Raw genomic sequence first — 11,950 nt, forward strand, 5'->3', positions numbered from 1 at the left:
AAGTATTAAATTGTATCGAGCGCCTGTTTTATAGCGCTGTAAATATAATTGAGTTGCTCATTGCTAATGCAATATGGCGGTAAAATGTACAGCACGTTACCCAGCGGACGTAGGATAATTCCCTGCTGCAGGAAATGCTGATACAAGGTGTCGCGCAAGCTACTAAAGTACGATGTGTCATTACCTGTCTCCCACTCCAGCGCAACTATGGTACCTGTTTGACGGATAGTGCGAACCCTAGAATGATCTTTAATTTCCTCAGCAAATGCCGCATGTGAGCGCTCGATGCGTGTTATATTCGCCTTGGTTTCGGGCGCAACAAAGAGATCCATACTGGCCAGCGCAGCGGCACACGCTACTGGGTTAGCCGTAAACGAATGCCCGTGGAAAAGCGTTTTCATCCTGTCGGCAGATAAGAATGCATTGTAAATGTGCTGTGTACAGGTTGTAATGCCCAGTGCCATGGTTCCGCCGGTCAGCCCTTTGGAAAAGCACATTATATCTGGCTGCTCAGTTATATGCTCACAAGCAAATGCTTTACCTGTACGGCCAAAGCCGGTGAAGACTTCATCATCAATGGTAAAAACTCCGTCAGCCTTGCAATGCGCTACCAACTCATTCAGGTATCCAGCCTCGTACATCAGCATACCTGCCGAACCTTGTACCAACGGCTCAAAAATAAAGCAGGCTAATTCTGTCTTGATACTCGATATTTGATACTTAATACTCTCAATATTATCCGCCGTAGGTAATTCAATGAATTCTACATCAAACAACAGTTTTTCAAACGCATTGGTAAATGCGCTGCGGCCGCTAACAGCCATAGCACCAAATGTATCACCGTGATAGGCATTTTTAAACGCCATTATTTTTGTGCGCTGTTCACCTTTATTGTGCCAGTATTGCAAACACATTTTTATAGCTACCTCTACTGCTGTTGAGCCATTATCAGAGTAGAATACTTTTTGCTGATTTTGTGGTAAAAGTGCCAACAAGCGTTCGGCCAGCTCAACGGCAGGCTCGTGAGTAAAACCGGCAAAAATTACATGCTCCAATTTTTGCAATTGCTCAGCCACCTTTTTGGCAATGTAAGGGTGGGCATGCCCGTGGATGTTTACCCACCATGATGATACAGCATCAATATACTCCCGGCCATCCTCTCCATAAAGTACGGCACCTTCTCCCCTTACAATACCCACAGGCGGTGCTGCTGTTTGCATTTGGGTATATGGGTGCCATATTACTTTTAAATCACGTTCTGTAAGGGTCATTTCTGTTCTTTCAATAATTCTACAACGTACTGGTCAATTGGAAAGGTTACGTTTTGCGGCGTTAAGTTGCTTATCTTTTCCCAACGGAAGGATTGCATTTGCAGGCTATCACCATCAAAATCAAATGCCTTTGTTTTTACTGCAAAGTTCAGCGGACCTATTGCTTTAACAAGATAGTATACGCTGATTATTTGTGAATCATTAAAGGCCGACTTAACAAAAAAATCAGTGGTGTAAAAGTGACTCATAACGTCTACTTCGGTATTGCACTCCTCCATAAACTCACGCTTAAGCGCCTGGCTTAAACCTTCACCAAACTCCACGCCTCCACCCGGAAACTTTGTAAAACGGTAGCCTTGCACCTGCTCATCGGTAAGCAGCACTTCCTGCTCATGATTAATAAGCAAGCCGTATACACGTACATTAAAATACATTATTCAAAATGTTTTTTGTTACGGAGAATGTTCTCCATGGTCCATTCAATATCAACCCGTTTTGCTTCACTCCTGATGGGGCAATTAGGCATACTGCAATAATGGCAACATTCAGGCAGGCATGGGTCGGCATGTATAAATAACTCGGTTGATACGCCTGCCTTTTCGTTTATCAACTTATCAACTAATGATATTTCGGTATGCACCCGGTTAAGGTCAAAGTAGTTGGGTAGTGTCATATGACAATCTAAATGCAATTCGTGCCCATATTTTTGTGCGCGCAGATTATGCACATCAATCCATTCGGGCTTACGCTCATCGTTCAGTACTTTGATAATATGCTCTACAACGTCAAAGTCAGTTTCGTCCATTAGCCCTGCAACGGATTTACGCAACAGCTTATAACCGCTATAGCATATATAAATGCCAACGGCAATTGATAAGGCACCATCTAACCAGTCAAGCCCGGTAAAGTGAATTAAAAGCAACCCGGCTACTAAACCTCCGCTGGTCACCATATCAGTAAGCAGGTGCCTCCCATCGGCATCTAATGTCAGCGAACGCAAATGTTTAGCCTTATAGATCATATAGTAGCCTAAAGCACCGTTGATTGCCCCGGTTGCACCTATAATTACGGCACCGGTGAGCAGGTCATGAATTGGCTCGGGGTGAAAAAGGCCGTAAACCGATTTAAATAATATTCCTACTCCGGCAACTGAAATAAGCGCGCCCTCCAGGAAGACAGAGAAGAATTCAATTTTACCATGACCGTAAGGATGGTTCTCGTCGCGTGGTTGAGAGGCTATATAAATGCTAAAAAACGCAAATGAACTGGCCACCACATTTACAATGCTCTCGGCAGCATCGGTAAGCACAAAGTTTGATGATGTAATAAAATAGGCGCTGAACTTGGCCAGCATTAGTACCACACTTACCACTAATGCTACGATAATAATATTCCGCGTCTCTTTCAAATCATTAAAATAATGGGCAAATTTAATAATAAGGAGTTCAATTGCGGGTAAACTAATTTTCTATATTTGCCCAATTTGATTTTCAACTATGAGTGCACTAAGCGACAGAATTAACAACTTGTCTGAATCACAGACTATTAAAATGGCCAAAATGGGCCGCGAATTGGCTGCGAAAGGTGTTGATGTAATCAGCCTCAGCTTTGGCGAACCCGACTTCCATACTCCCGAACACATTAAGGAGGCTGCGAAGAAAGCCATGGACGATAACTTTACCTACTACACACCGGTAGCGGGTTATCCTGAACTGCGAAAGGCCATAGCCAAAAAATTAAAAGACGAGAATAACCTTGATTACGACTTTACCGAAATCGTAGTATCAACCGGCGCTAAACAAGCTATTGCTAACGCGGTGCTTTGCCTGGTTAATCCTGGCGAAGAAGTAATCATTCCTACTCCTTACTGGGTATCATACTCAGAAGTGGTTAAACTTGCCGAAGGTAATAGCGTATTTATTGACACTACGGTTGAGCAAAACTTTAAAATTACGCCCGAGCAATTAGAAGCGGCTATTACGCCTAACTCTAAGTTGTTTATGTTTTCATCGCCTTCAAACCCAACCGGCAGCTTATACAGCAAAGCTGAATTAGAAGGTTTGGCTAAGGTGTTTGAGAAACATCCACACGTTTACATCCTTTCTGACGAGATATACGAGCACATTAACTACGTTGACAAACACGAGTCTATTGCCCAGTTTGACAGCATTAAAGACCGCGTAATAATCATCAATGGTTTTTCAAAAGGTTACGCCATGACCGGCTGGCGCATTGGTTACACTGCATCAACCAAAGAACTGGCTAACGCATTTGATAAAATGCAGGGACAAGTTACTTCAGGTACCTGTTCAATCACCCAGCGTGCAGGAACTGCTGCTTATGAAGGCGGCCTGGAATCGGTGTTACAAATGCGTGAACAGTTTAAAAAACGTCGCGATTTAGTTTACGGCTTGTTGAAAGAAATTGACGGATTAAAAGTAAACCTGCCAGAGGGTGCATTTTACTTCTTCCCTGATGTTACTGCTTTCTTTGGCAAATCATACAACGGTCGCACCATTAACGATTGCGACGAGCTTTCAATTTACTTATTAGAGGAAGCACACGTAGCCACAGTAGGCGGTCTTTCGTTTGGCGATCCTAAATCAATCCGTTTATCATACGCTGCCGCTGAAGATAAATTGGTAGAGGCTTGCAAACGCATTAAACGTGCTTTAGAGCAATTACAATAAGTCGCTTGACTTTAGATATATAAAAGCCGGGTTGTTTTTGCAGCCCGGCTTTTTTGTTAAGTTGATTTCCCTTTACACGAACTTGTCAAACAGAGGGAATTTTCAAATTCAATTTGTTGTTCGACTTAGGGAGAACTGTTGTTAATGCGAACAAGCTTTATATCGGAACAGGATCTCTCACTATCGTTCGAGATGACAACTAAGTATTATATCTTGCTGGTTTTTCAGATTCAATGAATTTTGATTTACAAACGAAAAAAGCCCTGAACCGAACAGTTCAGGGCTTTCATAATTTTTTTTACTACTTATTAGAAGTTGAAGTTATAAGCTACACGTAACGCGATGAAACTTACATAATCATTCTGGTGATTAACGTTTTCATAACGGAAAGAGAAATCAAGCTTGTTTGTCTCATAACCTACCGATGGTGCAATAAATTTGCTGAAGTGAGATCTTGTTTCTTTATCAATATACGGATCAGCATAAGCAACACCGACTTCACCGCCTAAGTAAAACTCAGGTAAGAAGTAAGCTTTAGCACCTAAACGAAGCGGTATAAGTTTTAAATCTGGTGTTAATGATGCAGCTGAACCAAATACTTTACTATTGTTAGCTGTTATTACTGAGTAACCCACACCAAAGGTAACACCTAAGTTTTGAGTAACGTCATATTGATACTTTGCTGATACACCAAAGCCCGGGTTGTAAGTACCGCTACCAGGATTCATATTTAAAAAGCCGTCTACACCAACATTAATGTGGTTTACAAACTGGCTGTAACGCTCGTTATTTCCCAATAACTGGGCTTTAACATTGCTTACACTAAAGACGGTCGCGATTAGAATGAGTATACGTAGAGTGTTTTTCATGGCCGTGATGTGATAGTTTTAATTGTGACGAATATAATCTTTATAATTAACATTTACATAAATTAAATATTTTTATTAAAGAAAATACCGTATTTATAACTATAAATTAGAATATTATCAAAAATTAAACATTTACAATCTTCAAGTTCATTAACCACTATTTAAATATTTTGTTTAACTAAAAGTTATTCATTTACAAAAAAAGCCCCGGTAAAAAACCGGGGCTTTTTGAGCTTTTAAAATCGTGTTTGATTACAGTTTAAAGCCATATGCTAAACGTGCAGCTACCATACCGTAGTTATTGCTTTGGCCAGAGTAGTTTTCGTAACGTACACCTAAATCTACATTGCTCCATGAATAGCCTAAGCCCGGAGATAAAATCAATTTGGTGTTTTTGCCGTAAGCAGTTTCAAATCCGGCACCTACTTCACCTGATACGTAAAAGCCGCCATTAGTGTAAGCTTTTATACCAGCTTTTACAGGTATCATACCTTGGTCTTTTGGATTCACTTCAACATTACCTACGTTGTAGCTTTTAGTAAAGAAGTTGTAATAACCAGATGTTAAGGTTAGGGCTACGTTTTGGGCAGCACCATATTGCAAACGGGCAGTACCGCCTAAGGCAAAGTTAGATGCATCGTTGTAGTCACCTGTTGGTATACCAGCCTCAACACCGATACCAAAACGCCAATCGTTAGCGCCGGTACGTGATTGCGCTTTTACTACATTTGATGCAAACAAAGTGGCAACTGCAAAAGATGCTGCTGCAACTATTTTAGTTAACTTTTTCATAATCGTTTTCTTAATTCACTTGTGATTTTAAGTCACGTACAAAATTGTACACACACCGGTTATCAAATACTTTGCCATTAACGTTATTTTAACATGAGGGCTACGCGTGATTACAACCTTAATCTAGTCGTTCAGCAAAAGTTATTAACATTGTCAAGATGCTATCAAACTGATGCTCAGTAACATTTTTGTAACACATTTACTCTACAACAGAGTTTAATCATCCAAGTGTTAAAAACTACACACATACCAAACATGACAAGCGCAAGCCATACCTATAATCTGTCCTGTATTTATTTCAAATAACATTGTCAGTTTAAGGCTACAACCAAGCTAGGTTCAAATTATGTTTTAAAACATGATACGATAGGGTACTTTATGAGGCCGCTAAATCAACTCGCGCTCAATAAACCTTGCAGCATATGCTTTGATCATGTTCCTCACAATTTCAAACTGATTCATCACCTCTTCGTCAGTTCCTATAGCTTTGGCAGGGTCGGGAAAATTAAAATGAAAGTGCCTTGCATTGTTCGGCAACACAGGACAAACCTCTTTTGCATGATCACAAACAGTTATGATATAATCAAAAGGCACATCTTTATATTCATCAACGTGGTTGGATGTATGTGTTGATATATCTACCCCATCTTTAGCCATAATTGTAACGGCTTTGAGGTTTAGTCCATGTGTTTCAACGCCAGCGCTGTAAATTTTTGCCTTATCACCTGCGTACAGCCTCAAATAACCTTCGGCCATTTGGCTCCGGCAACTGTTACCGGTACACAATACCAAAATATTTTTCATTACTAATTTTTAGTAACAACCCGATCCGGGAGTGCAAGCTGCGGCGGGTGATGCCAGATTAATTAATTGAACTTTTGGCTTTGATTGAGCAGGGGGCGCGCAACACTCCTCCCCTGTTGATGTAGTACCGCAGCTTCCACCTCGTTCAATTGCCTTGCAGGTTACAGAGTCCGGACGTAGATCAACAATTAAATTGTTGCCTTCAATTGTAAAGCCCTTAGGCAATAACTGCCTGGTATCGTAAGTTGAAATACCAAATTCCACCTTAACCACAGCATCAGGATTAAGAGGCAAAGATTTTTCAACAAGCTGAATTATTGACAGCGCTTTGTTTACTTCCATAGCACGCTCTTCCTGCTGTGTCTGAGGTTCCCATAACTGTACCACAACCTCTGTCCAGGCGTTAAGTACGCCACCACAATCAACCGAATTAATTAATGTACGCTTAATTTCTGTGATGTGATAAGAGGCATCAACCCACTTATTATGGTCATACTGAAATTGCAGCGTAAGTTGAGGATTAGCTATTAATACATCTTTAAAATCTCTCCAGTTAATTGTTTCCATATTCAAAAGTTTAAATCGCAATATTACGATTGATTAAAGTAAATTTTTTTAACAGCAGGTAGTTGGTTGTTTGTATGAATTAAATAAATGCCCCACTTGTGCGGCGAGTATATTCCATGCCTTTGGCTCTATGCAGTAGCAAATACTTACTCCATCAATAGTGCCTTGTATAATACCTGCATTTTTCAGTTCCTTTAAATGCTGTGAAACTGTTGCCTGTGCCAGGCCTAACTCTTCAACCAAGTGGCCACAAACACATGCATTCGCTTTTATAATGTGCTGTAAAATGGCAATACGAGCCGGGTGAGCTAATGCTTTAAGCATATTAGCTAAGTGATTTTGCTCACTGGTGAATATTTCGGTTTTGGTAACGCCCATCTATCGCAATATTACGATTAATTTTTCATATAAAAAAGGAGCATCAAATTGAAGCTCCTTTTTTTCTTTAATGATGTTCTTTATCGTCATCCTTTCGGTTTTGCTCTAACTCGGCAAGTTTCTTTTCACCGTAAGCAAAGTGTGTAATTATGTAAAACAGCACCGGCACTACAAAAACAGCCAGTGAGGTTGCTGCAAGCATACCGCCAAACACCGTCCAACCTATGGTTTTACGAGCTTCGGCACCCGCGCCCGATGCAATCATAAGCGGAACTACACCTAATATAAAGGCAAGCGAAGTCATGATGATTGGCCTTAAACGTAACCTAACGGCTTCTAATACCGATTTTTCTAAACCATGACCTGCATCTAACCTTTCTTTAGCAAACTCCACAATCAGGATAGCGTTTTTGGCCGAGAGACCGATGAGCGTAATCAAACCAATTTGGGCGTATACGTTATTGGTAAGTTTTGGCAAAAAGGTTAAGAACAAAATTGCACCAAATGCGCCCAGCGGTACGGCAAGCATAACCGAAAACGGTACAGACCAGCTCTCATACAACGCTGCAAGGAACAGGAACACGAAGCCAATTGATAAGGCAAATATGTAAACGGTTTTTGAACCAGAAAGCATTTCCTCGCGACTTAGACCCGAAAATTCGTAGCCATACCCCTCTGGTAAGTACTGCGCGGCAGTTTCCTGTAAGGCTTTGATTGCATCACCGCTACTGTAACCCGGTGCAGGGCTACCGTTAATTTCGGCAGAGCGGAATAAGTTGTAATGCGATATAAGCGGTGCGTTCTCAATAACTTTGTAAGAAGTAACCGTACTAAGCGGCACCATAGTACCAGATGAATTGCGAACAAAGAATTGTCCCAGATTTTGTATGCTGGTACGGTAAGATGTATCGGCCTGAGCTACCACACGGAAGTTACGACCGTAAATAGTAAAGTCGTTAATGTAGGCACTACCCAAATAGGTCTGCAGAGCATTATTAATGTCTGAAATCTGCACACCCAGGCGTTTTGCTTTCTCACGGTCAACAGTAAGCTGGTAGGCCGGTGTACGGGCAGTAAAGAAGGAGAACGAACGTGATATCTCTTTGCGTTGCCCCAGAGCGGCAATAAAGCCTTGCAAGGTTTTCTCAAATGTTTTGATGTCGCCGCCTGCCTGCTTCTCTTCAAATATAAATGAGAAACCTGCCGTATTACCTAAACCAGGTATTGCTGGCGGTTGAATTACAACTACGCTGGCTTCCTTGTAGCGGGCAAGGCGTTGCTGTAATTTAGCAACTATACCCGCAGCATCTTCACCGTCGCCTTTACGTTCGGCCCATGGCTTAAGCTGCACGAATACCGTTGCACTGTTTGATTTACTTGCAAAGTTAACTGCGTTCAAACCACCCAATGCCGCATAGTGGCCAATGCCCGGTATGCTGTCAATGGTGGCCATCATATTTTTAAGTACGCCAACGGTACGCTCAGTTGATGAACCTTCAGGCAAATCGTAAGTAACGAAAATACGTCCCTCATCCTCGATAGGTAAAAAGCCTGATGGCTTACCTTTAAACAGGAATACCGTGCCTACTATGATACAAATCAGCAATATGACTACAAACCGCGAAGCTTTGATACTGCGATGAACGCCATTACCATATTTCTCGGTTACGCGTGCAAACCAGTTGTTGAACTTGAAAAAGAACCTGTCGAGCCAGCCTTTTGAATTTTCATCAATTTTGTGAGGCTTAAGCATAATGGTACACAAAGCCGGAGTAAGTGATAGTGCCACAAAAGCCGATATAAGCACAGAGATTGCAATGGTGATGGCAAACTGTTGGTACAACCTGCCCACAATACCCGGAACAAAACCCACCGGCACAAACACCGCCGCCAAAATAAGCGCAATGGCAATTACCGGTGCCGATATATCACGCATGGCGTGTTCTGTAGCTTCCCGAGGCGACATGCCTTCCTCGTCCATGTAGTGCTGCACAGCTTCAACCACCACAATGGCATCATCCACCACAATACCAATAGCCAGTACAAAACCAAATAGTGTAAGTGTATTTATAGTGAAGCCTAGTGGTATAAAGAAAATAAACGTACCGATAATTGAAACCGGGATAGCCAGTACAGGTATTAAGGTTGCCCTCCAGCTTTGCAGGAACAGGAACACCACCAATACAACCAATGCCAATGCTTCAACCAAAGTATGGATTACCTCCTCTACCGATACCTTTACCACCGTTACCGATTCAAAAGGTACAATGTAGTCAACATCAGCAGGGAAGGTTTTTTTGAGCTGCTCCATGGTGGCGTACACGCCCTCGGCAGTCTCGAGTGAGTTACTGTTTGGCGCCTGATATACTAATAGGTATGAAGCACGCTTACCATCAACAAATGAGTTACCTGTGTAGTTAAATTTACCTAACTGTACGCGGGCTACATCACGTAAGTGAACTAAGGCACCGGTGTTTGGCTGAGTGCGTACGATAATGTTCTCGAACTCTTCGGGCTTAACCAAACGGCCTTTGGTAAGTACCGTGTATTCAAATGTTTGGCCTTTAAGTTGTGGCGGCGCTCCTACTGTACCGGCAGCTACCTGTACGTTTTGTTCTTGCAGGGCCGCTGTAACCTCGGCCGCGGTCATACCATAAGAGGCTAATTTATCGGGCTTAAGCCAAATACGCATACTGAAATCATCGGCACGGGTAAACACGTCACCTACACCCTTGGTACGCAATAAAGCATCCCTGATGAATACGTTTGTGTAGTTATCAATGTAAGTAACATCGTGGGTGCCCTTAGGCGAGTACATAGCCACAAGCATTAAAATACTAGGGTTACGCTTACGCACCGTCAAACCTAAACGCTGCACTTCCTGCGGTAAAGTTGGTTGAGCAATACTTACACGGTTTTGTACATCGAGTGCGGCAATGTTAATGTCAGTGCCTACTTCAAAGTTAACCGTCATGCTCATTTGACCATTGCTGGTACTGTTACTTTGAAGGTAGGTCATACCCGGGGTACCGTTCACCTGCACCTCTACAGGGGTAGCAACCGTTTGCTCAACGGTGAGCGCATCAGCACCTGTATAGTTACCTGTTACCTGTACCGTTGGCGGTGTTATATCAGGGTATTGCCCTATAGCCAAACTGGTTATAGATAATATACCAACTACCACAATTACTATTGAGATAACAATAGCAGTAACCGGTCTTTTTATAAATACATCTGCAATCATTGTATAATTATTAACCCAATCGCCCCTATTAACAAGGAGCGGTTTTTGGGATATTCTCTGTGTTTTAAATAAGGTTGTTAACCCTAATTTGCGTCATTATAAAGCTCTCTGCCTTTGGCAAGGAGTTACATGGAGCTATTTCTTTTTCTCCTCGGCCTTGCCACCACCTGCAGCACCGCCACCCTGGGCTCCTCCGGCAGGTGCACCAGCACCGCCCTGTGCTCCTTGCGCCGGCGGCATTCCAATGGTTATTTTACCACCATCACGCAAACGCTGAAAACCTTCGGTTATCACCTTCTGGCCTTCTTTCACACCATCCATTACCACTACATTTTCACCAATACGCGGACCTAAAATTATCTTCTGCTGCTTGGCAACAGTATCGGCCTGTAAGAAAACGAAGTACTCTCCCATTTGCTCCGTAACGGCTTTATAAGGTATTTGTACACGCTCGCCCGATTGGTCATTTAGTACATTAAGTACGCCGCTCATACCATCGCGCAAACTATCTTGCGGATTTGGAAACTGCACCCTTACTTTAACCGAGCCTGTCAAACTGTTAACCCCCCTGTCAATAGCATATATGCGACCCTTTTGGTTATACATAGAGCCGGTGCTAAGTTTTAACCTGAAAGTTGAATCAGTAGTATGTTTCTGCAAATCATAAAAACGATCTACCGACTGTTCATTGATCACGATATCAACGCCAATGGGGTTTTCACTCGATATGGTATTCAATAAGGTAGTCCCCGGTGTTACCTGAGCTCCAAGCCTTACCTGTGAAATACCAATTCGACCGGTAAACGGAGCAACAATACGTGAATAAGATAAATTGGTAAGAGCAGTTGATACACCTGCTTTTGATGATGCTACCTGTGCCTGCGCAGTAGCAAGTGTAGCCACCGCCTGGTCATAAGTTTGGCGCGCAACAGCATCCTGTTTAAGCAGGAATGAGTAACGGTCGGCATCTTTTTTTGCACGAACCAGGTTTGCTTCTGAACTGGCTAGACTTGCTTTTGCCTGCTGATATGCGGCTTCGTAATTACGGCGGTCTATTTCGTAAAGTAACTTACCTTTAGGTACTACTTCACCTTCTTTAAAAAATATTCCGGTAATATAACCCGTAACCTGCGCGCGCAGTTCAACGCTGCTTAAAGCCGTTACCGTACCCTGATATTGGTCATAATAAACCGAATTTAACCTCTGAGCTTCGGTTACGTTAACTGGTGTTGCAGGCGGCGCAGCAGCCGCTGCACTCTTATCATCTTTATTTTTGCAGCCCGTCCATAAAAGCAAGGCTAATGGAATGGCTGATAAGGTATATATTGTTTTCAT

At 42.4% G+C, this 11,950-nt stretch carries 11 protein-coding genes; 1 reads left to right on the forward strand and 10 read right to left on the reverse strand.

All coding sequences use genetic code 11. The annotated features are described in order from the left end of the window. Positions 1-5 precede the first annotated feature (5 nt). The 3 genes from bioA to QZ407_RS16335 are packed head-to-tail and all read right to left on the reverse strand — an operon-like array spanning position 6 to position 2,679. Entirely contained in the window at positions 6-1,271 is a 1,266-nt protein-coding gene (gene bioA, locus QZ407_RS16325; RefSeq protein ID WP_295772985.1) for an adenosylmethionine--8-amino-7-oxononanoate transaminase, read from the reverse strand. Further along, positions 1,268-1,705, reverse strand: coding sequence for an NUDIX hydrolase (locus tag QZ407_RS16330; protein WP_295772988.1), 438 nt, complete (start codon positions 1,703-1,705; stop codon positions 1,268-1,270). The genes bioA and QZ407_RS16330 overlap by 4 nt, the downstream gene beginning before the upstream one ends. Beyond that, positions 1,705-2,679: a cation diffusion facilitator family transporter gene (locus QZ407_RS16335; RefSeq protein WP_295772991.1), complete on the reverse strand. Its 975-nt coding sequence runs from the start codon at positions 2,677-2,679 to the stop codon at positions 1,705-1,707. Before QZ407_RS16335 ends, QZ407_RS16330 begins: the two co-directional genes overlap by 1 nt. An 88-nt stretch (positions 2,680-2,767) precedes the next feature. Here QZ407_RS16335 and QZ407_RS16340 point away from each other — a divergent pair, with 88 nt between their 5' ends. Then, positions 2,768-3,961, forward strand: coding sequence for a pyridoxal phosphate-dependent aminotransferase (locus QZ407_RS16340; RefSeq protein WP_295772993.1), 1,194 nt, complete (start codon positions 2,768-2,770; stop codon positions 3,959-3,961). Between the two features lie 308 nt (positions 3,962-4,269). On the opposite strand, the gene QZ407_RS16345 is transcribed toward QZ407_RS16340, so the two are convergent. The 7 genes from QZ407_RS16345 to QZ407_RS16375 all read right to left on the reverse strand — a co-directional run bounded on the left by QZ407_RS16345 (position 4,270) and on the right by QZ407_RS16375 (position 11,950). After that, positions 4,270-4,830: an outer membrane beta-barrel protein gene (locus QZ407_RS16345; protein WP_157539474.1), complete on the reverse strand. Its 561-nt coding sequence runs from the start codon at positions 4,828-4,830 to the stop codon at positions 4,270-4,272. A 252-nt stretch (positions 4,831-5,082) separates the two neighbouring features. Next, a complete protein-coding gene (locus tag QZ407_RS16350) occupies positions 5,083-5,622 on the reverse strand; it encodes a hypothetical protein (RefSeq protein ID WP_295772998.1) in 540 nt (179 codons plus the stop codon). Positions 5,623-6,009: 387 nt separating this feature from the next. Beyond that, entirely contained in the window at positions 6,010-6,426 is a 417-nt protein-coding gene (locus tag QZ407_RS16355) for an arsenate reductase ArsC (RefSeq protein WP_295773001.1), read from the reverse strand. 9 nt (positions 6,427-6,435) lie between these two features. Beyond that, entirely contained in the window at positions 6,436-6,993 is a 558-nt protein-coding gene (locus QZ407_RS16360) for a DUF6428 family protein (protein WP_295773002.1), read from the reverse strand. Between the two features lie 48 nt (positions 6,994-7,041). Then, positions 7,042-7,371 carry a metalloregulator ArsR/SmtB family transcription factor gene (locus QZ407_RS16365; RefSeq protein ID WP_295773004.1) on the reverse strand — a complete coding sequence of 110 codons (330 nt, stop codon included), beginning with the start codon at positions 7,369-7,371 and terminating at the stop codon, positions 7,042-7,044. A 67-nt stretch (positions 7,372-7,438) separates the two neighbouring features. After that, positions 7,439-10,615: a multidrug efflux RND transporter permease subunit gene (locus tag QZ407_RS16370; protein WP_295773006.1), complete on the reverse strand. Its 3,177-nt coding sequence runs from the start codon at positions 10,613-10,615 to the stop codon at positions 7,439-7,441. 135 nt (positions 10,616-10,750) lie between these two features. Then, positions 10,751-11,950 carry an efflux RND transporter periplasmic adaptor subunit gene (locus tag QZ407_RS16375; protein ID WP_295773008.1) on the reverse strand — a complete coding sequence of 400 codons (1,200 nt, stop codon included), beginning with the start codon at positions 11,948-11,950 and terminating at the stop codon, positions 10,751-10,753.

Origin of the sequence: uncultured Mucilaginibacter sp. (assembly GCF_913773635.1) — a bacterium.
Lineage (GTDB): Bacteria > Bacteroidota > Bacteroidia > Sphingobacteriales > Sphingobacteriaceae > Mucilaginibacter.

Excerpts from the sequence above, each read along its gene's own strand:
- bioA (WP_295772985.1), bottom strand. The coding sequence starts at position 1,271 with ATGACCCTTACAGAACGTGATTTAAAAGTAATATGGCACCCATATACC.
- QZ407_RS16330 (WP_295772988.1), bottom strand. The coding sequence starts at position 1,705 with ATGTATTTTAATGTACGTGTATACGGCTTGCTTATTAATCATGAGCAG.
- QZ407_RS16340 (WP_295772993.1), top strand. The coding sequence starts at position 2,768 with ATGAGTGCACTAAGCGACAGAATTAACAACTTGTCTGAATCACAGACT.
- QZ407_RS16345 (WP_157539474.1), bottom strand. The coding sequence starts at position 4,830 with ATGAAAAACACTCTACGTATACTCATTCTAATCGCGACCGTCTTTAGT.
- QZ407_RS16350 (WP_295772998.1), bottom strand. The coding sequence starts at position 5,622 with ATGAAAAAGTTAACTAAAATAGTTGCAGCAGCATCTTTTGCAGTTGCC.
- QZ407_RS16355 (WP_295773001.1), bottom strand. The coding sequence starts at position 6,426 with ATGAAAAATATTTTGGTATTGTGTACCGGTAACAGTTGCCGGAGCCAA.
- QZ407_RS16360 (WP_295773002.1), bottom strand. The coding sequence starts at position 6,993 with ATGGAAACAATTAACTGGAGAGATTTTAAAGATGTATTAATAGCTAAT.
- QZ407_RS16365 (WP_295773004.1), bottom strand. The coding sequence starts at position 7,371 with ATGGGCGTTACCAAAACCGAAATATTCACCAGTGAGCAAAATCACTTA.
- QZ407_RS16370 (WP_295773006.1), bottom strand. The coding sequence starts at position 10,615 with ATGATTGCAGATGTATTTATAAAAAGACCGGTTACTGCTATTGTTATC.
- QZ407_RS16375 (WP_295773008.1), bottom strand. The coding sequence starts at position 11,950 with ATGAAAACAATATATACCTTATCAGCCATTCCATTAGCCTTGCTTTTA.